Genomic DNA, 24,106 nt, shown 5'->3' with positions numbered 1-24,106 from the left:
AACGTAATCGCTGCGAGGACGTCCGAGCAGTAGTATGCAGAGGATTCAGGCACTCAGCGCGCGTTCGATGAAGCCGAGCAACTTTTCGACGTCGATGGGTTTTCGGAGAAAGCCGATCGCGCCTCCGGAAAGCGCTTTCTTCTCGAGGTCTGGTTCGGTGCGTGCCGTTATCATGATGAGAGGAAGAGAGCGTTCGAGCTTTTGAAGGCATTCCTGCAACTCGAAGCCGCTCATTCCAGGCATATGAATATCAGTGATCGCGCAAGTGAAGCGTTCGAAATCAACTGATGCGAGAAAATCTTCGGCAGATGCGAAGGCGAAAGCGTCGTATCCAAGGGATCGGGTTAGAGAGACCAGCATCTCCCGTACTGCGAGGTCATCATCAACAATGGAGATCATTTCTGTCGCCGCCTGCGAAGTTGGATGGTCCTAGTCGACCTCAGCGCGTCTTATCCTTGAGGGCATCTGCCATGCGAACTAGTTCCGCAAGGGAATGGGCTTGCATTTTGCGCATCACTGCACCGCGATGCATCTTGACCGTGATCTCGCTGAGGCCGAGGTCGCCGGCGACCTGCTTGTTCAGCTTGCCGGACGTCACCAGCATCATCACTTCGCGCTCGCGCAAGGAGAGCGCCGCGAACCGTTCGGCGGCGGCCATCGCAAAGTCTTCGGTCGAGCGCCGCACAAGATCGCGATTGATCGCCATCGTGACCGCATCGATCATGTCTTGGTCTCGGAATGGCTTCGGCAGGAAGTCGACGGCACCGGCCTTCATTCCTCTGACGCTCATCGGGATATCGCCGTGTCCGGTCATCAACACCACGGGCAATCTCACCCCGATTTCTTGGAGCTGCTCTTGGAAATCCAGGCCGTTGATTCCTGGAAGGCGAATGTCCAGAACGATGCAGCCGGGTCCTTCCGGTGGGCTCTCCTTCAGGAACTCCTGCGTGGTGCCGTAGCTACGGACATTGAACCAAACCGACCGCAGCAAGCTATCGAGCATCAGGCGCACCGAGTCATCGTCATCGATGACGTGTACGGTAGGTGTTTCGTTCGCTTGAGCCATTTGCGCGGGCCACACATCAACGGGTTACACTCGATATCATAAGTTGCGCCGGCTCGCATTAAACTAAGGTGCTGGAACGACAGCAAGAGGCATATACCAAGGTGTGGGTCGGAGAGACCCTTGCGATGTTGGCCTTCGACAGACTGGCCATCACACTGCAGGCGTACGCCTAGTGTTCTGACGCTCTGCTCGAAGAAGCAAGGAGAAACTTCGATGAACACGCCTCTCAGGGTGCTTGCCTCGGACCAAGCCGGGGTCGTTCACATCAAACAGGAGGGACTTAATCTTGGGCCGGCGACGGCAGCTAGGCAGTTCATCGGTTTCGATCCGCTTTCTGCTGATGGAGCTCCCATTTTTGATCCCGAACTGATCGCGGAGGAGTGCTACGAATTCGCGGGCTTTCGACTGCTTCCGAAACGGCGGGCTCTCGTGCGTGGGGCAGACCGCATCGCAATTGGAGGGCGGGCGCTCGACTTGCTTTGTTTGCTGGTAGCCCGAGCCGGCAACGTGGTGGGCTTCGCTGACCTGATGCGCCTAGTCTGGCCCAATGTGACGGTCGAGGAAGCAAATGTGCGCGTGCAGATTAACATCCTCAGAAAGATCCTGTCCCAATGGGAGGAGGCGAACTGCGCCATCAATACGGTACCGAACCGGGGTTATTGCTTCGTCCTGCCCGTGCGCCATCATCCGGGTGGGGAAGGATCGACCGGCTCAAGGGCCCAACCAAGTCCAACGCTGCCCATCCTGGCCGGCAAAATCGTGGGGCGGGATGATGCGATCAGGATCATCGAAGATGCATTGGAGGAAAGCCGCCTGGTCACAATCACCGGTCCTGGCGGGATCGGCAAGACGACAGTTGCGATCGCGACGGTCAAGCGGTACGCGGAGAATTTTCGGGGCTTGGTCCGGTTTATCGATTTGTCGAACGTCAACGACGGCTCAGCAGCAATTCGGGTCATCGCTGAAGCGTTGCATCTAATGACGGAACGAGATTTCATGGACGGGCTCTGCGCACGCGTTGGATCCGATGATGCCCTTTTGGTGCTCGACACTTGCGAGCATATCGTGGAGGACATCGCCGTGCTGGCTGAGACACTGCTGGGTCGATGCCCTGGCCTGAGGTTGCTTGTAACCAGCCGAGAGACGCTGCGTGCCGCGGGAGAATGGATCCACAGCCTGCCCTCGTTGATGTTTCCGGGGGAGGGACAGGAGATCGACGAGAGACACCTGAACAACTACTCGGCGGTGTCCTTGTTCATCGAGCGTGTTAGGTCGACGACAAGATTTCAACCGTGCCGGAGGGATCTACCGAAAATAGCTGAAATTTGTCGGAGGCTGGACGGCATACCTCTCGCGCTCGAGCTCGCCGCGGCCCGGGTTGCGGAACTAGGACTCCGCGAAATTGCTTCCCGCCTCGACAATCGCTTCTCCATTCTGACAAAGGGGCGCCGGACCGCTCTGCCCAGGCATCGTACCCTCGCCGCAGCCTTCGATTGGAGTTATGGCCTGTTGTCGGACCAAGAGCAGCGGATGCTGGTGCACCTCGCGGCTCTTCGCGGCTCTTTTACGGCCGAACGTGCCATTGCAAGCTGTGGCGGGAGCGCAGGCCAGCTCCCCGCGGAGGTATTTTACAGCCTTCTGGACAAATCGTTTCTCGCGGTGGAAAGGGCAGGTGATGCGCCAATGTTCCGCCTGCTTGAGACGACGAGAGCCTACGCGGCGAACGTCGCACATTCGCTGTAACGTTCAGGCCGCTGGTCAAACGCGGCAGACCTGCATGTGCGGTGCGGCTTCGCGACTTTCGTTGGGCTGCGGCGACTTAGCATCGTGGAGGTTGGAGACAGGTCACGATCTGAGCTCGAAGCCGGCTGCCTGGCCCCGCTGGGTGGGTTTTGCGTCCCGGATCCGCGCCGCGGCCCGATGTTCAAGCTGAGTCAGACCCGAGGAACGTCCGAGACGCTGCGGGCCGATTGGGTAGCACTGCCTGCGGAGGCGGACGCCCGGGTCGAGGAGACCATCGCGCTGGGCGAGGCGCGCAGCGCCACTACTCTAGGCTCCGCGGGGAGAAGGGTGACAGCGTCCTCGCCTGATTCTTCGCGACTGGCCGGCATTCCATTGCTAGGCCCATTTCCTCCGACAATAGGGGCCTTGGAACCGAGAGTCGGTCAGGTGGAAGTATCCGGTCAGGCCCAAACTCGCGTTTGAGGGCGCGCGCTGCGCCTGGCTTCGTGTGGCATTTGTTTCAGATCGTCAGGGTACGAACCGCGGTATCGGACCGAACTGCGGCGTCGGCCCGTCGAGGTCTATGAATACCTCGTCGCGATAACACCAGCCCCAGCCTTCCGGCGGGTCGTAGCCTTCGATGATGGGGTGCCCGGTGAGCTCAAAATGCTTGGTGGCGTGCTCGGAGAGGGCGGCGCCACGACCCTGATCTCGATCCCCGGTAACGGATCGCCTGGCGGGTTTCACTGAGACGGCCGGACGCCCCTGGCCTCCGGGCGCGGCGGCCCCGGCCGAAGGCGGAGCCGCTGCGTGAGCTCAGACCGAAGAACGGCGTCTCCGGACGCGCCTCCCGCACCGGCCCAACGCCACCGCCCGGATGCGACGGACGCCGTGAAAGTTGATTTTACCTCTCTTTACTTGCTCGCTGAAGAGTCGCTGGCAATGTGAACGCGAAGAGCCACAGAAAGCGGGAGCGCGACATATGGCGGAAGAGAGAGCGATCGCAGTAGCTGCACCCAATCTCTTCCAAACGGTCAATCCAGCGACTGGCGAGAAGGGAGCTGCCTATCCGGGGCATACCGGGGACCAGGCGTTGTCGATTGCGACCGATGCTCATCGCGCACAAGTCGCATGGCGCCGAGCGAGCTTCAAGGAGCGCGCTCCCTTGATGAAAATGGCCGCGGAGGTCATTCGCGACAATCGCACGCGCTATGCCAAGCTGATGACGGAGGAGATGGGCAAACCGGTCACCGACGGCCTTGCCGAGCTCGAGAAATGTGCGTCCTGCTGCGCCTATTTCGCCGAGTCCGCGGAAGGGTTCCTCAAACCGAAGCCTCTCGATATGAGCGCTGGCTATGCCGGCCCGGGCGCGCCGCCTAAAGCGTTCGCGACTTTCAATCCGCTTGGCGTCATCCTTGCGGTGATGCCGTGGAATTTTCCGTTCTGGCAGGTTATCCGGTTCGCCGCGCCGCATCTGATGGCCGGCAACGGTGGTGTCTTGAAGCACGCCTCCAACGTGCCGGGCTGCGCCTTGGCGCTGGAGGAGATATTCAAGCTAGCAGGATTTCCCGCTGACTTGTTCCGGACCGTGCTGCTGTCTTCGAAGGACTTGCGGCCGCTGATCGAAGATCCGCACATCGCCGCAGTAACGTTGACCGGCAGTGTTGCTGCAGGGAAGTCGGTTGCAGCGATCGCGGGCGGCGTCATGAAGAAAGGCGTCTATGAACTCGGCGGCTCGGACGGTTATATCGTGCTCGACGATGCCGATCCGGTCGCCGCCGCCAGGATCTGTGCGCGCGGTCGCATGGTGAATGGGGGCCAGAGCTGTATTGCGGCCAAGCGCTTTGTTGTGGTCGAGAGCGTCAAGCAGGCTTTTGAGCGCGCCCTGGTCGAGGAGATGAAACGCTTCGAGATGGGAGATCCCAACGATCCCAATACCCTTCTTGGACCGATGGAAAGCGTGCATTCGCGGGACCAGATCGCAAGCCAGGTCCGGCAAAGCGTCAAAAACGGCGCCCAAGTGCTGTTGGGCGGCGACGTCCCGAAGCGCGCCGGCGCGTGGTTCCCGGCAACGATCCTGACGAACGTTTTGCCGGGCCAGGCGGCCCATGATGAGGAGCTGTTCGGCCCAGTCGCCGCGGTCATATCCGCAAAGGGCGAGCGAGATGCGATTCGTATCGTGAATGCGAGCGAGTTCGGATTGGGATCCGCGATCATAACCGCCGACACGGCCCGGGGCGAGCGCATCGCGGCCGAGGAGTTGGACGCGGGAGCGGCCTTCGTCAATCAGAACGTTCGGTCCGACCCCAGGCTGCCGTTCGGCGGCGTGAAGAACAGCGGCTACGGCAGGGAAGTGTCGGAGTTCGGCATTCGGGAGTTCTGCAACATCAAGACGGTGTTCGTCGAGAAGCTGTAGGCCAGACGGGGACACGCGTGAGAATCTTCATTGTCGGCATTTCCGGAGAGACCGGATTCAGACTGGCGAGCCTGCTCAAACGGCGCGGCGATGAGGTCGACGGCCTGTATCGCCGGGTCGACCAAGGTGAACAGCTGCGCTCGATCAGGGTTGCCGGCACGCATGGCGATCTCGTCCGAATGGATCAGACGAAGCTGGCGCACCATTTTTCCGGGAGTGACGTCATCGTGTTCTCGGCCGGCGCGGGCGATGCCGACAGCGAGGCCATGATCGATACGGTCGACGGCGACGGCGTGACCAAATCGATCGCCGCCGCCAGGCGGGCTGGAGTCGAGCGCTTCGTCCTGGTCTCGGTGTTTCCCGAAGCCGGTCGCCGGGAAGGATGGGCCGAAAGCTTCGAGCACTACATCGCGGACAAGAATCGTGCCGACGTGGAATTGTCGCGAATCGAGCTGGACTGGGTCATCATACGGCCGTCCTCGCTCAACAATGAGCCCGGCGTCGGCGCTGTCGGCCTGGGGCCCGCCGAGTTCCACACCAACATCAGTCGTGACCACGTAGCGGCAACCATGGCGCAAGCGATACATACGCCGGCCTTGCGGCGCAAGATCCTGGAGTTGACGGCGGGGGCGACGCCCATCGAAACCGCCGTCGCCGTGCAGGCCGCCAGCTGAGTGAGATCGGCGCTTTGCGTCCCTTGCGATCAAGGGTCGCAACGATTTATATCAAAAAAGAGAATGATATGACCGACTACCGTATCGAAAGCGACAGCCTTGGCCATGTCAAGGTTGCGTCGGACAAGCTCTGGGGCGCGCAGACCCAACGCTCGCTCGAACATTTCAGCATCGGACACGATCTGATCCCGCGCGAAATGATCACCGCTTACGCGACCCTGAAAAGGGCCGCGGCGGTCGCCAATCATGCCGGCGGACGGCTGGACGACAGACCCCATGAACTGATCGTGCAGAGTTGCGATGAAATCTTGGCCGGGCGATATCACGACATGTTTCCGCTACACGTTTGGATGACCGGCAGCGGTACGCAGTTCAACATGAACGTCAACGAGGTGGTCTCGAACCGCTGCTGTCAGCTCACCGGTACGCCGCTCGGAAGCCACGCTCCGGTTCACCCCAACGACCACGTCAACATGGCGCAGTCGTCGAACGATTCCTTTCCTTCAGCGATGTGCATCGCAGCGGCCGTCAACGTGAAGCAGCGGCTCGCTCCGGCGGTTGCGCAATTGCGCGACGCGATTGCAACCAAGGCAGCGGAATGGGATGACATCGTCAAGATCGGCCGCACCCACATGCAGGACGCGACGCCGCTGACGTTGGGCCAGGAATGGTCAGGTTACGCCGGGATGCTGTCGGACGATCTGGAACGGCTTGAGGACGCGCTAAAAGGCGTCTACCGTCTCGCCCTCGGCGGGACCGCGGTGGGCACCGGCATCAACTCGGCGCCGGGCTTTGCCGAGGCAGCGGCAGCGGAGATCGCTAGGTTCACGGGCCTGCCCTTCGTCACCGCCCCGAACAAGTTCGCCGTTCAGGGGGCGCACGATGCGCTGGTGCAGCTCTCCGGAACGATGCGGACGCTCGCGGTGTCGCTTTACAAGATCGCCAACGATATCCGCCTGATGTCGTGCGGTCCTCGAGCCGGCTTCGCCGAGCTCAAAATCCCCGAGAATGAACCCGGCTCTTCGATCATGCCGGGCAAGGTCAATCCGACACAGTGCGAGGCGCTCGCCATGATCGCCGTTCAGGTAATGGGCAACGACGTCGCCGTAGGCTTCGGCGGCGGTGGCGGTTACCTCGAGATGAACGTGTACAAGCCTCTGATGATCCACAACATCACGCACTCGATCACGATCATGACCGACGGCTGCACCAATTTCCGCAGGTTTCTGGTCGAGGGCACCAAGCCGAACCTGAAGAGGATCAAGGAGTTCGTCGAGCGCTCGCTGATGTTGGTGACCGCGCTCTCGCCTGTCGTAGGCTATGACAAGGCATCCAGGATCGCCCATTTCGCCATGGACAACGATCTTACGCTCAAGGAGGCTACGCTGAAACTCGGCTTCGTCGACGAAGCGGAGTTTGATCGTGTCGTCGATCCCGCAAAGATGGTGAAACCCTATGTCGCGCCGGCTCCGGGACGATCCGCCGCAGGGTGAACCTACGGAAGAGAGCACCGAGTACGTGCCGCTGACCTGCGAGCGGCGGGCGAGGCTGGTGCTCGCGTTCGCAGAGGTGCTCTACGTAAGCGGTCAGTCTACGGAACAGACCATTGCTGCGGCGTCGCGGCTTGCGCGTGCGCTCGGTTTGAGCGCGACCCTCATCCCTCGGTGGGGCGAGCTAACTCTCTCCGCAGTCGAGGATACCCGCACATTCCTGTACCAAGCCTCGGCGAACCCTACGAGCGTCGAGATGGACCGGGTGGCCTCCGTCATCCGTGCCATCTGCGACGTGGAGGCGGGACGTCTAGGGCCCCATACCGCCGCCACTACAATAGATGCGATCGCGCGATTGCGTCCCTCGCCGACGTGGCTCTTCATGCTCGCCGCCGGGGCCGGCAGCTTGGCGCTAGCCGTCATCTTCGGCGTCCAACATGTTGCCGCCGCGGGCTTGATCTTCGTCGGCGGTTGCCTCGGCGCCTTGCTGCGGCGAGGCTTGGCGCGTTTGAGCGAAAATCTATTTCTGCAACCGTTTTGCGCGGCGCTGCTGGCCGGTCTGATCGGTGGATTGGCGATCCGCTATCAGGTGAGTTCGTCGCTGCGCCTCGTCGCGGTCTGCCCCTGCATGGTGCTGGTGCCGGGTCCGCATTTCCTGAACGGAATGATCGACTTGGCTCGCGGGCGGTTGTCGCTCGGCGCGTCGCGCCTGCTTTATGCGATCCTGGTCGTTGCGGCGATCTCGGCGGGATTGTTGCTCGGGCTGGCCTGCTTCGGCGCTTCGTTGCCGATCGAACCGCCTGGTCGCATCGCGTCGTTGTGGAGAGACGTCGTCGCAGCCGGCGTGGCAGTCGCAGCCTACTGCGTGTTCTTCTCAGCGCCGTTCCGCATGCTGCCGTGGCCGGTCGGGGTCGGCATGGTCGCCCACGCGTCGCGATGGGTCGCGATCACGCAGTTCGGAGCCGGCGCCGCGACCGGCGCGTTGGTTGCGGCCTTGGTCGTCGGTCTGACGCTGACGCCGGTCGCACGACGCGACAACATGCCATTTGCCGCCATCGGATTCGCCGCCGTCGTGTCGATGATTCCTGGAGTCTATCTGTTCAGGATGGCAGCGGGGCTGCTGCAGGTCACCACCCAAGCTCAGGTGACGCAGGATCTTATTGCGGCGATCCTGGTCGACGGCGCCAACGCCGCGATGATCACCCTCGCATTGAGTTTCGGTCTGATCGTGCCGAAACTTATCGTCGACGCCTGTGAGAAGCATGCCGGAGCGAGCGGAGTGCTGCGCGCGGGCTCGCCACCGCGCATTGGGCGCCGCTGACCGGTTGGGCGCATTTACATATATATCCTGGTTTTACTCGGCTCCAGCGCCTCTATTGCCCTCACGACCTCGGTTAGATCGATAGATCGCCATGATCAGTTCTGTCGCGGCAGACATGTCCAGCAAAGAAAAGGAAACGCAGCTATGAAACCCTACAAAATTGCTTTGGGCTTGGCTCTCCTGAGCGGAATGACTGCGATTTGGCAGCCGGTCTCGGCTGCCGCGCTCAAGGCCAAGACCGCAGTCCTTCTCCACGGTGCGTTCGCCGACGGGTCGAGCTGGGAGAAAGTTATCCCCCATCTCAAAAGGCGGGGCTCAAGGTAGTCGCAGCTCAGAATCCGCTCGACTCTCTGGACAACGACGTCGCTGCGACCAAACGGGCGATTCGGAACGCGGAAGTCCTCGTCGTGCTCGTCGGCCATTCTTGGGCCGGTGCCGTCATCACCGAGGCGGAAAACGACGACAAGGTCAAATCACTGGTCTATCTGGCGGCCTACGCGCCGGACAAGGGCGAGTCAGTGAAGAGCGCGACTTCGAAATATCCGGATCCCGAGAGCCTGAAAACCTTCGTCAAGGAGCCGGACGGATATCTCACGATCAGCGAGTAAGGCATCAGGAAATATTTCGCGGCCGACCTTCCGCCCAAGGAGCAGTCCGTCGTAGCCGCGACGCAGGGACCATTCCACATCAGAGCGCTCGGCGCGACGATCAGCGAGGCAGCATGGCGGGAGAAGCCGACCTTCATGGCCGTTGCGACCAAGGACGCCATCATCCCGCCGCAAATGGAGAAGGACCAGGTGAAAGCCGCTAATGCTACCGCGATCGAGATGCCCTCGCGCCATGTCGCGATGCTGGCATTCCCGAAAGAGGTCTCCGAGCTGATCATCAAGGCGGCGGAGTAGCAGCGCTGCCGCAAGCGATGTTGCCGACCGCCACACTGGTCGGCATGTCTTGAAACAGCCTCAACAGAAAGTAGTCATCGTGGCCATAAAGACCATCGTTCTTGTGTATGGCGCTTTCGCGGACGGTTCTTGTTGGACAAAAGTCATTCCGCTGCTCACGAAGCGTGGTTTGAAAGCGATCGCCGTTCAAAATCCGCTCGGCTCGCTGGCGGATGATGTTACGGCTACCCACCGGGTCATTGGGATGCAGGAAGGTCCGGTTCTCCTCGTCGGTCACTCTTGGGGGGCGCTGTCATTACAGAGGCCGGCAACCATCCTCAGGTGAAGGGTCTTGTTTATATCTCGGCCGGAGCGCCGGACAGCGGTCAGTCGTTCGCCGACTGGAAGGACTACACGCCGGCGCCCGCGGCGACCGAAATCAAGCCATATGGCGAGGGATACGTCGCATTGACCCTCGAGGGGGGTCCGCAAGCACTTTGTGCAGGACATCCCGTCGGATGAAGCCGATATCGTGTAGGCGGCCCAGGGCCCGCTTGCAGTCAAGTGTTTCGGCGACAAGATCACGGCTGCGACATGGCGCTCTAAACCAACTGGTACATCGTAGCCGCGCAGGATCAGACTATTCCTTCCGGTGTTGAGCGCGATTCCGCAAAGCGAAGGGGCGCCCAGACGCTGGTGCTGGAATCTCGCATGTGCCGATGCTCTCTCGACCCGATGTCGTTGCCGAGTTCATCGCCAAAGCGTCGTCGTCGCTCTAGACCGAGACGTGTCGGTCGGCGTGCCGCGGGACCAAATCAAGCCGCCTTCAGGCGGCTTTTCGTTTGGGTTCTCCGAGATTGACTACGAATATCCGTTTGTACGGAGATGTCGTGTGGCGGCACAAATCAACCTGCGGATTTGACCATCAAAGCCGCGCAATAACGGCGCGTGCTCTTCGGGGGGTGCCTAATCAATCTACACCCCGATTGCTGCCAGCATCAGGCAGTTCTTGAGGCTTCGAAGAGAAACCAAGCTCGCCGCTCTGCCTGGTCAGTCCAGCCGTCCAGCAGTCCCGAAGTACCGTTGTCCCTGGCTTCATCGACGAGCACTTTCGCCTCCCGAAACGCACGAACCAGCGCGAAATTGTCTTCGCGGAGTTCGGCGAGCATGTCGGCTGCCGGTACGAATTCGGCGTCATTGTCCTTGATCGTCTGCCGGCGAGCGATGTCTCCAATCGACCGCAGGGTGGTATTTCCCGTCTTGCGAAGCCGCTCGGCGATGTCGTCGACGACCGAGAAGATTTCCGTCGCCTGCTCGTCAAGCAACAGATGATAGTCGCGAAAGTGCGGGCCGGCCATGTGCCAATGAAAATTCTTGGTTTTGAAGTAGAGCGCGAGCATGTCCGCCAGGATTGTGTTGAGCGCGTCGGCGGCTGAGGTAGTGTTTCGCAGTGCCAGGGCTGATGCGGAATCGGATGTTGGTATCCGGGCTGGAATCATTGTCGTCTCCAAACGTTCACGCGGCGAGCCGCGACGGAATGTGAGAAAAATGACGATCGGGGCGCCCCAGGGGGAGGAGCTCGGGCGGCTTGCGCCCCGACCTACGCATGGCGCGCCGCCATCCGCAGGGCATTTGGCTTTGAAAGGACGCGCGCTTGGGGGGCCGGACTTTCTGAAAGCCAAAGTCGTCAAGATTTCTGAACTGATGGCGAGGGTAGAACCACAAATCCTCAGCATCAATTAAATCGGTGTGACATCGTGTAAAACTTGCATGCCGCCGGATTTACAGGTGTGGAGCGCAGCCGCCGACGTCGAGGCTTATCGATTGATCGGCAGAGGCGCGTCCGCAGAAACCAGGCCTCTCTTTCGAAGTTCACGCCAGAATTCGGCAGGGACTCTGGTCTTCAGCGCCGCGTGGTCTTCGAAGATACGCCCGGGCTTGCTGGCCCCGGGGATGACCGCGGCCGACGCCGGGTGCGCCAAAGAGAAGTGGAGCGCCGCCGCTTTGATGGGTATGTCGTATTCCGCGCAGAGCGCGGAGATTTTCTCGACCTTGTTCGCGATCGCAGGCGGCACCGCACCGTATTCGAAGTGACGGCCGCCAGCGAGCACGCCGGAGCTGTAGGGACCACCGATCACGATGTCGACCTTCCTGCGCTGCGCCGTGGGCATCAGCCGCTGCAGCGCCAGCTCGTGGTCGAGAAGAGTGTAGCGGCCGGCCAGCAGGGTGGCATCCGGCTCAGCCTCGGCGAGCCCGAGCAGGAGCTCCACAGGCTCCACCTTGTTCACGCCAAGACCCCAGCCCTTGATAACGCCTTCGTCGCGCAGCCTGGAAAGAGCCCGGAAGGCGCCCGTTCGGGCGGTTTCAAACATCGCAAGCCATCCGTCGCCGTAGAAATCCTGGGCGATATCGTGAACCCAGACGAAATCCATATGACCGATATTCATGCGCCCGAGGCTGTCCTCGATTGACCTTATCGTGCCGTCGTACGAGTAATCGGGAACGACCTTGTTGAGACGGCCGTGTTTAAAAATGTCGCCCTTTTCGCCGTAATCCCGCTCGCTCGGATCTTCGACCTCGTCTAGGATCAGCCGCCCGACCTTCGAGCTGAGGACGTAGTCGCTGCGGGGTCGTTTGGAGAGCGCTTTGCCGAGGCGGATCTCCGCCAGTCCCGCTCCGTAGAATGGTGCGGTATCGAAGAAGCGGGTGCCTGCGTCCCAGGCTGCATCCACTGTCGCGAGCGCCTCATCCTCCGGAATGGCCCGATACATGTTGCCGAGCGGAGCGGTGCCGAATCCTAGCGGCCCCGCCTGAAGTGCTTCCCTGATTCGCATATGAACCTCCGGTGTTGATGGTGCCGGCGCGACACCGTCTTGGCGCCGAGCCAATTTGCAAACGCGGTCCATCGACTGTATGTCGCCGAGCCCCTACAGGCGAATAGCGATTTGTAAATCGAGAAAAATCGATCGCCGAAAAATACGGGCTCCGAGTCGGAAAGGCGAATTTTCTGCGCGGCGCCTTCGCTGCCGACGTTTTACATCTCTTTACGGGCGCCTGTTGCCGCTCCCGATTATGTGTGACCACGGCAATGGTGCTCGACTTGAGCTGCTGCGGCAAATTCAAGAACGAACGGTAAGGGCGATACCATGAGCAAGACGAAGGTGCTTGTCGTCGGATCCAATGCGACCCAGATCGAAGTCCAGGGCGGCAAATGGGGGCCGACCGGAAACTATCTGAACGAGAACGTCGTTCCGAGCATGGCCCTGCAGGGTGCCAGTTATGATATTCAGCTCGCCACACCGGACGGCACCAAACCTCACATGGACAAGGCCTCGGACTCCGGCGCGCATTTCGGCGGCGATGCTGCCGCTTATGCCCGCGCCAGGGCGTTCTGGATGAATGATGCTGCGATGAACCAGATTCAGCCCCCTGGGTGCCGTGATCGAGAAGGGACGGGACGGCTAGGCGGGCGTCTTCGTGCCGGGCGACCAGGCGCCGGTGGTCGACCTGATGCAGGACTCCCAGATGGGCGAGGTACTTCGACATTTCCACGATTGTTCGAAACCGACGGCGCTTCTCGGCCATGATCCGATTGCGCTCGTCTCGGCGATGTCGCGTCCGGTAGACCTTCGCGCAGCTCTGATGGAAGGTGACAATATAGACGCGTAGGAGCTGGCCCGAGGCTGGCCCTACGCCGGATACCTGATGACGATCTTTTCCGCTTCCGAGGAGACATGGGTGGAAAAGGAAATCCTGCACGGCAAGATGTATTTCACGATGCCCCAGGCGCCAAGCGCAGCGGGAGGTGACGTGATTATGACGAACGTCGATTTCGAGCCGCACGTGATCGTCGATCGTGAACTCATCACCGGCCAGAATCTGCGCTCCGATCATGGGGTCGGTGAGGTGCTGGTCAAGGCGCTCGACAAGGCAACGGCCCGGCACAGGTCCGGCGTAGCCGCATCCGCCTGACTGAACGGCGGATTGCCGCCGCGAGACAAGGCCGGCCGACAGGAGGGATCAGTGGCCTCTAACATGAAAACGACGGCGCTATTGAAGGCTAAGCCTGGCAGGGCGAGCGAACTGATCGCTCTGCTGCGGGCGCTGGCGAACCATAGCCGGTCGGAGCCGGGCAATCTTCGATGGGATCTCTGGCAGGATCAGAGCGACAAGACCACTTTCATCATCGACGAGCTCTACAAGGATGCTGCTTCGGTAGAGGCCCATCGGGCAACTCCCCACTATCGGGAGTATGCATCAAGAGTCGACGAGCTCGCGACGAGAACCGCCGTCACGTCGCATCCTTTGGACGTGGTCTCATAAGGCGACAAAGCCCGGCGCGTCTTTATCGCGCCGAACTCGCCTCAGAAAACGGCAGGAGCTCACATGGCAATCACGCTGAACATCAACGGTCAGGACAGGTCCTTCGAAGCGGCACCCGAAATGCCCCTGCTGTGGGTGTTGCGCGACATACTCGGCATCACGGGTACTAAATTCGGATGCGGCATGGCGCAATGCGGCGCCTGCACGGTGCATGTCGACGGAAAGCCGGTGCGCTCTTGCGTGCTGCCCGTCGGTAATGTTCAAGGCCGAACGATAACCACCATCGAGGGCATCGGCTCAACGCTTATAGGTGCCAAGGTCCAGAAGGCCTGGCTCGACCTTGAGGTGGTGCAGTGCGGCTACTGTCAGTCCGGCCAGATCATGTCGGCGGCGGCGCTCCTGCTGTCGACGCCGGATCCGGACGATTCCGATATCGACGCTGCCATGGCCGGCAACATCTGTCGCTGCGGCACTTATGTGCGCATCCGTGCCGCCATCAAGCAGGCGGCGGCCGCTCAGAAGGCTTAGGTGACCTCATGACCGGATCCATCGAACTGTCTGACATCTCGCGTCGTCACGTTCTTGGTGGCGCATTGGCTTCGGCCTTCGTCTTCGCCTTCCATCTCCCGGTCCGGGCCGCCGGGCCCGTGCAGAAGGGGCCGGACGGCGCAGCGTTCGCCCCGAACGCCTATATCCGGATCGACGGGACAGGTCAGGTGACGCTGATCATGCCGCAAGTCGAAATGGGTCAAGGCATATACACGGCCGTTGCCACAATCCTTGCGGAGGAACTCGATGCGAACCTGTCCCAGGTCGCATTGGAGCATGCTCCTCCGGACGAGAAGCTCTATACCAATCCTTTGCTCGGGCTCCAAGCGACAGGCGGATCGACCTCGGTCCGCGCGTTCTGGACGCCTCTCCGGAAAGCCGGCGCCGCCACACGGGCCATTCTTGTCAGGGCAGCCGCCGACCAGTGGCACGTCGCACCGGAGAGCTGCAGCACGATCAACGGAGCGGTCGTTCACAAGGAAAGCGGTCGACAAATGGGTTATGGCGACCTCCTGGATGCCGCGAAAAAGATTGCGGTCCCCGGCGACGTTGCGCTCAAGGACCCCAAGGACTTCGTCCTGATCGGCAAGCCACTGAAGCGCCTCGATACCACGGACAAGGTCAATGGCAAGACGATCTACGGCATCGACACCATGATGCCCGGCTTGAAATTCGCGACCTTGGCGCAGTGCCCGGTCTTCGGCGGCAAGGTGGTGAACGTCGAGGACGAGGGCGCGAGGAAGATCGCTGGTGTACAGCAAATCATTGCGTTGGACGACCTCGTCGCCGTCGTCGGAGATCATATGTGGGCCGCCAAACGAGGGCTCGAAGCTCTGGACATCACATGGGACGAAGGCGCGAACGCCAACGTCAGCTCCAAGGACATATGGGAGCATCTCCGTGCAGCGAGCGAGGGTGAGGGCGTCGTCGCAAAATCCGTCGGAGACGTCACCAACGTGCTCTATTTCGGCGAGACGTACGATGCCTCGTACGAAATGCCGTTCCTTGCGCACGCGACGATGGAGCCTCTCAACTGCACGGTCCACGTCACGCCGACGTCGTGCGATATCTGGGTGGGAACGCAGATCATTGCCCGAGCCCGGTCCGTGGCGGCGAAAGCGACCGGACTTCCGGAAGAGATGGTAACGATCCACCAGCATCTGCTCGGCGGCGGATTCGGGCGCAGGCTCGAAGTTGACATGATCGCCACCGCGGTGCGGATCGGCGGCGAGGTCGATGGACCCGTCAAGATCGTGTGGACCCGCGAAGAGGACGTGCAACACGACATCTACCGTCCCGTCTACCGCGACAGCATTTCAGCGCGAATGTCCGGTGAAAAAGTCATCGCGCTGAAGTACCGCGTCGCCGGTTCGTCGGTGATTGCGCGCTTCCTGCCGCCGGCCTTCAATCAGGGCATTGACATCGATGCCGTCGACAGCGCGGTCGATACGCCCTACGACATTCCAAATGTTCAGGTGGAGTACGTCCGCGTTGAACCAGCCGCCGTGCCGACCGGCTTTTGGCGTGGGGTGGGGCCGAACAACAACGTGTTCGCGATCGAATGCTTCATGGACGAATTGGCGCGGAAGGCGAATAAGGACCCGGTCGCGTTCCGGCGCGACATGCTCGGGAAGACGCCGCGAATCCGACACGTGCTGGATCTCGCGGCGGAAAAGTCACTCTGGGGCCAGCCTTTGCCGCCGCGCGTCGGCCGCGGCGTCAGCGTACAACCGACCTTCAACACGTCGATCGCGACCGTCGTCGAGGCCGAAGTGGATACCGGCGGGGACGTCTACATTCGCCGGGTGACCCTCGCAGTGGATTGCGGCCTCGCCGTCAATCCGGACACGGTTGTTGCGCAGGTCGAGGGGGGCATGATCTTCGGCCTGACCGCCGCTCTGTATGGCGAAATCACTCTGGAGAAGGGCAGGGTCCAGCAGTCGAATTTCCATGACTATCGAATGCTCCGCATCGACCAGGCCCCGAAAATCGACGTCCACCTGGTAAAAAGCGGAGAGGCGCCGGGCGGGATCGGTGAGGCCGCTGTCGTCGGAGGGCCTCCCGCGCTGCGTAACGCGATCTATGCGGCGACGGGTGTCGCATTGCGCCGTCTTCCGATCGACCGGGCTTTGATCGCGGAGAAGAAATCATGGTTGTAAAAGCCGGACTCTTGAAATGGGCAGCCGGCGTTGCCGTTGTGGGCGCCGTCGTTGCGCTCGGCGCCGTCCGGTACGTACGCGGGCCCGGTCCGCTGGCCTTCAGCGGCGGCAAGAACGTCCTAGTGGTCGACTATGAGCACGGCGATCCGACGGGCGTTCCTGCCGAGTTGAGGCAGGCCAGCCTCATAGAGCGCGGCAAATATCTCACTGAGGCAGCGGATTGCGTGGTCTGTCATACTGCGCCGGGCGGCAAGAAATATGCGGGCGGCTTCGCGTTCAAGCTTCCGTTCGGCACCATGTACTCGACCAACATCACGCCGGATCCGGAGACGGGCATCGGCAAGTACACCGATCAGGAGTTCCTCGACGCGATGCATCGCGGCGTACGCCGCGACGGCGCGCGACTTTACCCGGCCATGCCGTACACGTCTTACACTCTGGTCACGGACGCAGACGCGCTTGCGATCAAGGCCTATCTCTTCAGCCTGCCGTCGGTGCGCTCGGTGCCGCCGGAGAACACGTTGCTGTTTCCGTTCAACCAGCGTTGGGCCATGTCTTTCTGGTCGTTGGTGTTCAATCGCGACGAGCGCTTCCGGTCCGACGTGTCGCAGACCCTGAAATGGAATCGGGGCGCCTACGTGGCCGAAGCGCTGGCCCATTGCGGCGAATGCCACACGCCGCGCAACATCGGGTTTGCGCTCGATAACCGGAAGAAGTTCGCCGGGGCGCCGGTGGCAGGCTGGCAGGCCACGGATATATCTTCCGACAAGTCAACCGGCCTCGGCGGCTGGAGCGACGACGAAATCGCTTGCTATCTCAGTGTCGGACACGTCTCCGGACGCGGCACCGCATCGGGTCCGATGGGCGAGGCCGTCGATCACTCTTTCAGCAAGATGGCCAAAGCCGACATCGAGGCGGTGGTCACGTTCCTGCGGAGCGTCCCGCCGGCGACCTCGTCGAGTCCCTCGCCGAAGCCCGTACCCGCTCCGGCATCTCACAAGGATGGCGTCACCGCGAGCCTCCTCGGCAAGAAGATCTTCGAAGGCGCCTGCGCGAGCTGCCACGGTTGGAGTGGCGAGAGCGCAGTCTCGAAGTTCGCGACGTTAACCGGGAGTGCCGCCGTCAACGACCCGAACGCTACGAACGTGGCTCAGATCGTTATCAGCGGAACAAAGCGCCTGACTCCCGACGATGGCGCACTCTCGATGCCGTCATTCGGGCGTGCGTTCTCGGACGGTGAGATCGCCGCGGTGGCCAACTACGTGACCGGCCGCTTCGGCGCGAAGGGTTCGTCGCTGACCGCAAGGGACATTGCCGAGTTGCGGGCGCAGAATTAGGGACCGCCTGCCGTGGGCGGCCGGCGAAGACCGGCGTAAGCCATCGAAGCTGCTCCAGCATGTGAGGTCTGTCATGCCGCGCTCATACGACTGCCTGACGCTTCGTCATGCGAAGCAAATGCTGTCGGCTGCCGAAGCCGAGAGCCTTGGTACTCCACACAACGTGGCCGGCGTTGATGCTGTTGGCCATCTCCTGGCATTCACGCGCCAGGACGGCGCGCTGAGCGGAAGCATCGATCTTGCGATCAACAAGGCCGTCACGGCGCGGCTTTTCGACAAGCCGACGTCCGAACTGGCGCATCTTACCCAGCCGGGAAAGCCGCCGTTCGGCATCCAGGCGAGCAACGCCGGCAAGGTCGTTATCTCCGGCGGAGGCATTCCGGCCGTCCTCGATGGTCGTATATCCGGAGAAGTGCAAGAAAGGGAGCCATCTTCTCCTCAAGTAGCACGGCATCTATGTTCAGCCGATCATTACCCGACCGTCCCCCCGCGGCACGGAAAGGCTCTGCATCACGCCCAGCCCCTGTCATCATGACGGGCTGATCGACGCGCTCGCCGGCGCCATGGTCGACGTCTGGGAACGGCTCGGGTTGCCGCTGCGGCATCATACGGTTGCGGCCGAGTGAAAATCGGTCCCTTTGTCGTCGGCGGAAGGGGCCTCCGGACGACGAATAACGACAGCTTGCCTGGGTTAGCAGCTCGCGGCCTAGGCGCCACATTCCGCCGACGCCGTGGTTTCAAAGCGCGGTTTTGTCCGTCCCCGATTGCTTCCAACCGACTCACGATGTGACCCGCGGGTCAGCGGGCGCGGTGAAGCTAAAGATAGCCCCCCGCGGCGTGTTGGGGCTCGCCCATAACCGGCCGTTGTGGGATTCGATGATTGAGCGGCAGATAGACAGCCCGAGTTCGAGGCCGTCCGGCTTTGCGGTGTAGAATGCCTCGAACAAGCGCTCGAGAGCTCCCGGTGCGAAACCGGGCCCGGTATCCCGCACTTCGAAGCAAACCCGTGCGGACTCCTTTCGGGTGCTGATCAGCAGTTTGCGGTCGTTTTCGCCGACGTCGCGCATCGCTTCGATGGCGTTGATCGTCAAATTGAGAATGACTTGTTGCAGTTGGACCCGATCTGCTCGGATTACCGGCAAGCCGTCCGCGAGTTGAGTGCGAACGTGTACCCCGTTCCTCGCGGCCTCGGCGCGGGTAAGCGCTACGTCTCAAGCACCGCGCTGTTGAACTCCATCTCTGCCTTCTGGGGAGGAGCCTCTTTGAAGAGGGCCCGAACGCGGTCGATGACATCGGCGGCTCGCCTGCCGGCACTGACGATGGAAACCAGAACCTGCTGTGCTTCCTGCAGACTCGGCGGCTGTGCTTTGAGCCAATTAGATCCCGCCTGTGCGCCGGCGATGGCCGCGGCGATCGCCAAAATGATGGAAGATCGCGTCGTTCGTCGCGATCCGCGCGAGCGTGGTGCGGGCAATGTGCTCGGCGACTACTTCCTTCCGCAATAGGCCAAGCCTCACCTCGCGGTCGAATGTCTCAAGATAGCGATGCTCGTGCAGGTGCTCGACGGCGCTCCGCACCTCGTACATCTCGCCCATGGGATCGTAATGGCGCGGGCCGATAAAAAGCTCCGTGCGGCTCTTGAATTGCTTCAATGCCTTGCCCGGCTCCGGCCATGCTTTACCGGTTTTTCTCTCGTGTCCCCACCTTCCGTGCTGTGCGTGTGCAGGCGGGTGATGCCCCTCCCGTTCAAAAGCATCGATCCGTGCGCTCCATTGCCCTGTCTTCGGTTGGGCGTGTCGAACACAGGCTGGCGCGCGCTACGACAATTTTGTCGCCACGCTTGGCCGGCGTCTGAGCGAGGGGCCGAAGCTCCGGCAGGAGATCCCGAGGACTCCCGAGAGCCATGAAGCGGGGCCGAGCTGCCAACTGGACGCCAACTCTGGCTCGATGAACCTAAACCGCTGAATCCGATCAACATGGTGAGCGCTATTGAATTACGATCATAATTGTATATTATGATCGTAATGCCATCGGCCTGGGCATGCGCCGCGCTCCGGCAATGCCGCGCCACAGCTTTTGAGAGGGAACATGACCGGCACGACAGTTCGCAAGGCGATTGTAACCGGGGCTTCGACCGGGATCGGGGCGGTTTATGCGCGTAAGCTTGCCGAACGCGGATACGACCTGATTACTGTCGCTCGCAATGCCGAACGGCTCGAAGCCGTTGCCGGCCGGATCAGGAAGGAAAGCGGTCGGACAGTCGAAATCGTCGTGGCTGATCTTTCGAAGCGGGAGGCGGTCCTGAAGCTGGCCGAGCGTATCGGCGCCGATCCTGCGATCGCGTTTCTGGTCAATAATGCCGGCCTTTCGACGCCCGGCGGGATGTTGCAAGGCAGCCTGGCGGATGCCGAGGAACTGATTGCCGTCAACGTCACGGCGCCGACCCTGCTTTCCATCGCCGCCGCCAAGGCGTTTGCAGAGCACGGCGGCGGCACCGTCGTCAACATCAGCTCGGTCACCGCTTTCGTGCCGGAGATGTTCGACGGCGCCTATAGCGGATCGAAGAACTACCTGATCAACCTCACGATCTCCCTCGCGGGCAAGACCCAGGGATCGGGCGTGCGGTTCCAGGCCGTTCTGCCCGGTCCCACCGACACCGAGATGTGGGCGCGGGGCGGCGTGCCGGAGAGTGTGATTCCCCGCTCGATGATCATGAATCCGGAAGACCTCGTCGAAGCGGCGCTTGTCGGCCTCGACCGCGGCGAGGTCCTGACGCTGCCGACTGTCGCCGATGAAGCGGTGTGGGGCACCTATGAGGCGGCCCGCCAGGGTCTCAGGACCTCTCTCGCCGCCGGGCAACCTGCACCCCGGTATCGCCATGACTGAAGCCGTCGCATCAGTGTCGGACACCGGGGGCGGGTCGCGCGATGCCTTGCGCTCCGCCGTCGAGCATCGTCGGAACGCGGCCAAGCTACGGGCCCGCGAGGCGATGCTGCATGGCCCCATCTTCAAGACGATGATGCGGCTGGCGCTGCCGACCATCGGCGTTCTCGTTGCGCAGACGCTCGTGAACGTCGCCGAGACCTTCTACGTCTCGCGCCTCGGCACCGAGGCGCTGATCGGCGTCGCCCTGGTGTTTCCAATTTGGATGCTCATGACGATGATGTCCGCCGGCGGGATCGGCGGCGGCGTCGCCGCGGCCGTGGCGCGGGCCGTCGGCGCCAGGCGACATGAGGATGCGAATGCGCTCGTACTCCATGCGCTCGTGATCGCCATCGCTTTCGGCCTGCTGTTCTCGGCTCTCGCCCTGGCCCTCGGCGGCCCGCTTTATGGGGCGTTGGGCGGCACGGGCGAGGCCCTGCATTCGGCGCTCACCTACTCGAACTTCATCTTCCTCTCAGCGGTGCCCATCTGGATCGTCAATCTTCTGTCCGCGGCGCTTCGCGGCATCGGCAACGTGCGCGTGCCGGCGCTGGTGACCTTCGTCGGCGCGGCCGTGCTCGTCCCCCTCTCGCCGGCCTTCATCTTCGGTATCGGTCCGATCCCCGGCTTCGGCGTCGCCGGTGCGGGCATCGCCGTCACCCTCTATTACGGTGCGGCGACACTCGCCCTGCTGCTCTACATGGCGAGCGGCCGCTCCGGCCTGCGCCTGTCGCTCGGCCGTCTGCGCTCGTCCCTGTTCGGCGACATCCTCAAGGTCGGCCTGCTCGCCGCCTTGAACACCGTGCAACTGAACCTGATGGTCATGCTCGTCACGGCGGCCGTCGGCCGCTTCGGCGTCGATGCCATCGGCGGCTACGGCACCGCCTCGCGGCTCGACTACGTACTCGTCCCCATCATGTTCGGCCTGGGAACGGCGATCCTGACCATGGTGGGCACCAATATCGGTGCCGGAGACGTCGCCAGGGCCAAGAAGATCGCCTGGTTCGGCACCGGCATCACCATAGCCTTCACCGAGACGGTGGGGCTGCTGGTGGCGCTCGCTCCGTGGCTCTGGATCGGCCTCTTCTCCCATGACGGTGCCGTCCTGGAGACGGGCTCGCTTTATTTCCGGATCGTGGCACCTTTTTACGCCGCGAATGGCGTCATCTTCGCGCTCGGCTTCGCGGCACAGGGCAGCGGCCGCATGGGGTGGATCTTCCTCGCCGGTGCCGTCCGACTGTTGGTCGCGGCGGGCGGCGGATGGCTCGCGGTCGCCGTCTTCGGATTTTCCGAGGCAGCCCTTTTCGCGCTTGTCGCGTCCGCCCTGGTCGCCGCCGCCGCCCTCTGCGTCGCCGCAGCGCTCTCCGGCACCATATGGCCTGCAGCGGACTCCGGCTCGAAGGTGCGGACATCATGAGCGCCGTGCAGGAGAACCTCGCCACTTGGCGGATCGGCGAGACGGCGGTCACGCGGATCGAAGAGCTGTTGGGTCCTGCGTTCCGGCCGCAGGAATTGCTCGCGGCCTGGGACCCTCACGTGCTGGACGAGCACATGCATTGGATGGCGCCGAACTACTATGTACCGGCTACCGACCAGTTCGTCATGTCCGTGCATTCCTGGCTGATCCGGACACCGCACCACAACATCCTCGTCGATACCTGCTGCGGCAACGCCAAGCAGCGGCCGGGCTCGCCGCATTTCCATGGGCTCGACACGCGGTACCTGGACCGGCTCCGTGCCGCCGGCGTACCACCGGAGGACATCGACTACGTCCTCTGCACCCATTTGCACGTCGACCATGTCGGGTGGAATACGCGGCTGCTGGACGGCCGCTGGGTCCCGACCTTTCCGAACGCCAAGTACGTTTTTTCCCGCGAAGAGCTGGATTTCTGGGATCCCGCCAGGAATCCGCATCTTCCGGAAGAGCCACGCGACGTCTTCACCGATTCCGTGCTGCCGGTGATCGCGGCGAAGCAGGAGCGCGTCGTCGCCATGACCGACCAGCTCGGCGACAACCTGCTGATCGAGCCGGCGCCGGGCCATTCACCGGGGCAGATCATCCTCCGCCTTCTGCACGGGCAGGAGGAGGGACTGTTCAGCGGCGATGTGCTGCACAATCCGATCCAGGTCTATCAACCGGGCTGGAGCAGCCGGTTCTGCCTCGACGCAGAGACGGCCGTGCAATCGCGCCTGCGCGTGCTCGCCCATTGCGCCGAACACGACAGCCTCCTGTTCCCGGCGCATTTCGGCATCCCCCATGCCGGACGTATCCGCAGCCATGCATCCGGCTTCTCTTTCGCGCCGGAGACCGCTGCTCTGACGCAACGGGTGGCGACATGACACAGGACATCCCGGCGGCGCTCCCACTCGGCGTCAAACAGCGCGCGGTGCGCGCCAACGGCCTCGACTTTCCGATCTTAGAGGTTGGGGCTGGTCCGCTCGTGCTCTGTATGCACGGATTAGCTGATCATGCCCGGAGCTGGACTCCGGTGCTCCAGCAACTGGCGGACGCCGGATTCTGGGCCGTGGCACCCGCGATGCGCGGTTACTGGCCCGAAGGCGCTGCGCCTGACGGCTCGTATCGTGCGGCCGCGACAGGCGCGGACGTCATCGCGCTGATCGCCGCCCTGGGACGCGACCAAGCGGACCTCATCGGGCACGACCTCGGCGCCCGCGCGGTTTGTGCAGCCGCCAGCTTGGAACCCGCCCGGGTTCGCAGGCTGGTCGGGCTCGCCGTGCCATATGGGCCACAGCTCGGAGCTGCCTTCGTTGCGAACGGCGATCAGCAGCGGCGAGGCTGGTATATGTTCTATTTCCAGACGCGGCTCGCCGAGACGGCCGTGCCGATCGACGACTACGCCTTCATCGATCGGCTCTGTTGCGAATGGTCCCCCGGCTACGGCCTGCCGCCGGCCGAGCGCGTGGCATTGAACGCAATGCTCGGCGCACCCGGTGTGCTCTCGCAAACGCTCTCCTATTACCGGCAGCTCTTCGCTCCGTCGCCGGAGGATCCCGCCGCGCGCTCGCTTGAGGCGCGGGCGAGCAGGCCCATTGAGGTTCCGGGGTTGTACCTGCATGGCGCAGAGGATGGCTGCATGTCCGCGGATTTGAGTGAAGGCAAGGAAGCCGTCTTCACAAAGGGACTGCGACGCATCGTTCTACCGAAGGTCGGACACTTCCTTCATCTGGAACAGCCTGAAGAGGTCGGGCGCCTGATCTTGGACTTTCTCAAAACCTGACACGGCA

The 24,106-nt window shown here is 62.3% G+C and carries 24 protein-coding genes and 2 pseudogenes; 19 read left to right on the top strand and 7 right to left on the bottom strand.

Going from position 1 to position 24,106, the window contains the following annotated elements; translation table 11 throughout:
• Positions 1 to 45: 45 nt before the first annotated feature.
• Together QX132_RS19145 and QX132_RS19140 are read right to left on the bottom strand one after the other, a co-directional pair.
• On the bottom strand, positions 46 to 399 hold the full coding sequence (locus QX132_RS19145; protein ID WP_315744976.1) for a response regulator transcription factor: 354 nt from the start codon (positions 397 to 399) through the stop codon (positions 46 to 48).
• Positions 400 to 439: 40 nt separating this feature from the next.
• Positions 440 to 1,066 carry a response regulator transcription factor gene (locus QX132_RS19140; protein WP_315744975.1) on the bottom strand — a complete coding sequence of 209 codons (627 nt, stop codon included), beginning with the start codon at positions 1,064 to 1,066 and terminating at the stop codon, positions 440 to 442.
• Between the two features lie 213 nt (positions 1,067 to 1,279).
• Here QX132_RS19140 and QX132_RS19135 point away from each other — a divergent pair, with 213 nt between their 5' ends.
• From QX132_RS19135 to QX132_RS19105, 7 genes are all read left to right on the top strand, one after another.
• The gene (locus QX132_RS19135; RefSeq protein WP_315750765.1) at positions 1,280 to 2,809 is read left to right on the top strand and encodes an ATP-binding protein; all 1,530 of its coding nucleotides are present in this window, start codon (positions 1,280 to 1,282) and stop codon (positions 2,807 to 2,809) included.
• A 961-nt stretch (positions 2,810 to 3,770) separates the two neighbouring features.
• A complete protein-coding gene (locus QX132_RS19130) occupies positions 3,771 to 5,204 on the top strand; it encodes an NAD-dependent succinate-semialdehyde dehydrogenase (RefSeq protein WP_315750767.1) in 1,434 nt (477 codons plus the stop codon).
• Positions 5,205 to 5,221: 17 nt separating this feature from the next.
• A complete protein-coding gene (locus QX132_RS19125; RefSeq protein WP_315750769.1) occupies positions 5,222 to 5,878 on the top strand; it encodes an NAD(P)H-binding protein in 657 nt (218 codons plus the stop codon).
• Positions 5,879 to 5,946: 68 nt separating this feature from the next.
• Positions 5,947 to 7,371 (top strand): class II fumarate hydratase, encoded by a 1,425-nt coding sequence (gene fumC / locus QX132_RS19120; RefSeq protein WP_315750771.1) that lies wholly within the window; start codon positions 5,947 to 5,949, stop codon positions 7,369 to 7,371.
• Entirely contained in the window at positions 7,334 to 8,689 is a 1,356-nt protein-coding gene (locus tag QX132_RS19115) for a threonine/serine exporter ThrE family protein (RefSeq protein WP_315750773.1), read from the top strand. The genes fumC and QX132_RS19115 overlap by 38 nt, the downstream gene beginning before the upstream one ends.
• A 200-nt stretch (positions 8,690 to 8,889) precedes the next feature.
• Complete coding sequence (locus QX132_RS19110) at positions 8,890 to 9,297, top strand: hypothetical protein (protein ID WP_315750775.1); 408 nt, start codon at positions 8,890 to 8,892, stop codon at positions 9,295 to 9,297.
• 135 nt (positions 9,298 to 9,432) lie between these two features.
• Positions 9,433 to 9,591 (top strand): hypothetical protein, encoded by a 159-nt coding sequence (locus tag QX132_RS19105; RefSeq protein ID WP_315764423.1) that lies wholly within the window; start codon positions 9,433 to 9,435, stop codon positions 9,589 to 9,591.
• Here the strand turns inward: QX132_RS19105 and QX132_RS19100 are convergent.
• The 3 genes from QX132_RS19100 to QX132_RS19090 form a co-directional block, all read right to left on the bottom strand.
• Positions 9,575 to 9,868: a hypothetical protein gene (locus tag QX132_RS19100; protein WP_315750780.1), complete on the bottom strand. Its 294-nt coding sequence runs from the start codon at positions 9,866 to 9,868 to the stop codon at positions 9,575 to 9,577. The two genes, QX132_RS19105 and QX132_RS19100, sit on opposite strands and share 17 nt — an antisense overlap.
• A 700-nt stretch (positions 9,869 to 10,568) precedes the next feature.
• The gene (locus QX132_RS19095) at positions 10,569 to 11,069 is read right to left on the bottom strand and encodes a DNA starvation/stationary phase protection protein (RefSeq protein WP_315744961.1); all 501 of its coding nucleotides are present in this window, start codon (positions 11,067 to 11,069) and stop codon (positions 10,569 to 10,571) included.
• A gap of 318 nt (positions 11,070 to 11,387) precedes the next feature.
• Entirely contained in the window at positions 11,388 to 12,404 is a 1,017-nt protein-coding gene (locus QX132_RS19090; RefSeq protein WP_315750782.1) for an aldo/keto reductase, read from the bottom strand.
• A 312-nt stretch (positions 12,405 to 12,716) separates the two neighbouring features.
• Here QX132_RS19090 and QX132_RS19085 point away from each other — a divergent pair, with 312 nt between their 5' ends.
• From QX132_RS19085 to QX132_RS19050, 8 genes and pseudogenes are all read left to right on the top strand, one after another.
• Complete coding sequence (locus QX132_RS19085) at positions 12,717 to 13,157, top strand: hypothetical protein (protein ID WP_315750783.1); 441 nt, start codon at positions 12,717 to 12,719, stop codon at positions 13,155 to 13,157.
• 118 nt (positions 13,158 to 13,275) lie between these two features.
• Positions 13,276 to 13,542, top strand: coding sequence for a hypothetical protein (locus QX132_RS19080; protein ID WP_315750785.1), 267 nt, complete (start codon positions 13,276 to 13,278; stop codon positions 13,540 to 13,542).
• A 51-nt stretch (positions 13,543 to 13,593) separates the two neighbouring features.
• A complete protein-coding gene (locus QX132_RS19075; RefSeq protein WP_315750787.1) occupies positions 13,594 to 13,893 on the top strand; it encodes a putative quinol monooxygenase in 300 nt (99 codons plus the stop codon).
• A 63-nt stretch (positions 13,894 to 13,956) separates the two neighbouring features.
• On the top strand, positions 13,957 to 14,421 hold the full coding sequence (locus QX132_RS19070; RefSeq protein ID WP_315750789.1) for a (2Fe-2S)-binding protein: 465 nt from the start codon (positions 13,957 to 13,959) through the stop codon (positions 14,419 to 14,421).
• A gap of 8 nt (positions 14,422 to 14,429) precedes the next feature.
• Positions 14,430 to 16,601, top strand: a complete 2,172-nt coding sequence (locus QX132_RS19065; RefSeq protein ID WP_316162382.1) for a xanthine dehydrogenase family protein molybdopterin-binding subunit — start codon at positions 14,430 to 14,432, stop codon at positions 16,599 to 16,601.
• A gap of 11 nt (positions 16,602 to 16,612) precedes the next feature.
• Positions 16,613 to 17,938 carry a c-type cytochrome gene (locus QX132_RS19060; protein ID WP_410051583.1) on the top strand — a complete coding sequence of 442 codons (1,326 nt, stop codon included), beginning with the start codon at positions 16,613 to 16,615 and terminating at the stop codon, positions 17,936 to 17,938.
• A gap of 73 nt (positions 17,939 to 18,011) precedes the next feature.
• Positions 18,012 to 18,290: pseudogene (locus tag QX132_RS19055) on the top strand (GlcG/HbpS family heme-binding protein); the annotation flags it as partial.
• A 52-nt stretch (positions 18,291 to 18,342) separates the two neighbouring features.
• Positions 18,343 to 18,564 (top strand): annotated as a pseudogene (locus QX132_RS19050) (5-aminolevulinate synthase); the annotation flags it as partial.
• Positions 18,565 to 18,717: 153 nt separating this feature from the next.
• On the opposite strand, the gene QX132_RS19045 reads toward QX132_RS19050, so the two are convergent.
• Complete coding sequence (locus QX132_RS19045; protein ID WP_315750794.1) at positions 18,718 to 19,029, bottom strand: ATP-binding protein; 312 nt, start codon at positions 19,027 to 19,029, stop codon at positions 18,718 to 18,720.
• Positions 19,030 to 19,314: 285 nt separating this feature from the next.
• Positions 19,315 to 19,590: a hypothetical protein gene (locus tag QX132_RS19040; protein WP_315750796.1), complete on the bottom strand. Its 276-nt coding sequence runs from the start codon at positions 19,588 to 19,590 to the stop codon at positions 19,315 to 19,317.
• A 436-nt stretch (positions 19,591 to 20,026) separates the two neighbouring features.
• Between QX132_RS19040 and QX132_RS19035 the strand changes: the two genes are divergently transcribed.
• The 4 genes from QX132_RS19035 (at position 20,027) to QX132_RS19020 (ending at position 24,099) form a co-directional block, all read left to right on the top strand.
• On the top strand, positions 20,027 to 20,824 hold the full coding sequence (locus QX132_RS19035; protein WP_315750798.1) for an SDR family oxidoreductase: 798 nt from the start codon (positions 20,027 to 20,029) through the stop codon (positions 20,822 to 20,824).
• A gap of 133 nt (positions 20,825 to 20,957) precedes the next feature.
• Positions 20,958 to 22,277 carry an MATE family efflux transporter gene (locus QX132_RS19030; RefSeq protein WP_315750800.1) on the top strand — a complete coding sequence of 440 codons (1,320 nt, stop codon included), beginning with the start codon at positions 20,958 to 20,960 and terminating at the stop codon, positions 22,275 to 22,277.
• Positions 22,274 to 23,200: an MBL fold metallo-hydrolase gene (locus QX132_RS19025; protein ID WP_316162380.1), complete on the top strand. Its 927-nt coding sequence runs from the start codon at positions 22,274 to 22,276 to the stop codon at positions 23,198 to 23,200. Before QX132_RS19030 ends, QX132_RS19025 begins: the two co-directional genes overlap by 4 nt.
• A complete protein-coding gene (locus QX132_RS19020) occupies positions 23,197 to 24,099 on the top strand; it encodes an alpha/beta hydrolase (RefSeq protein ID WP_316162378.1) in 903 nt (300 codons plus the stop codon). Before QX132_RS19025 ends, QX132_RS19020 begins: the two co-directional genes overlap by 4 nt.
• Positions 24,100 to 24,106 lie beyond the last annotated feature (7 nt).

This window comes from Bradyrhizobium sp. SZCCHNRI20481, from assembly GCF_032485055.1.
In the GTDB taxonomy this organism is placed as follows: domain Bacteria; phylum Pseudomonadota; class Alphaproteobacteria; order Rhizobiales; family Xanthobacteraceae; genus Bradyrhizobium.
Note: the sequence above shows the minus strand (reverse complement) of the source record. Positions and strands in the feature narration are given on the sequence as shown.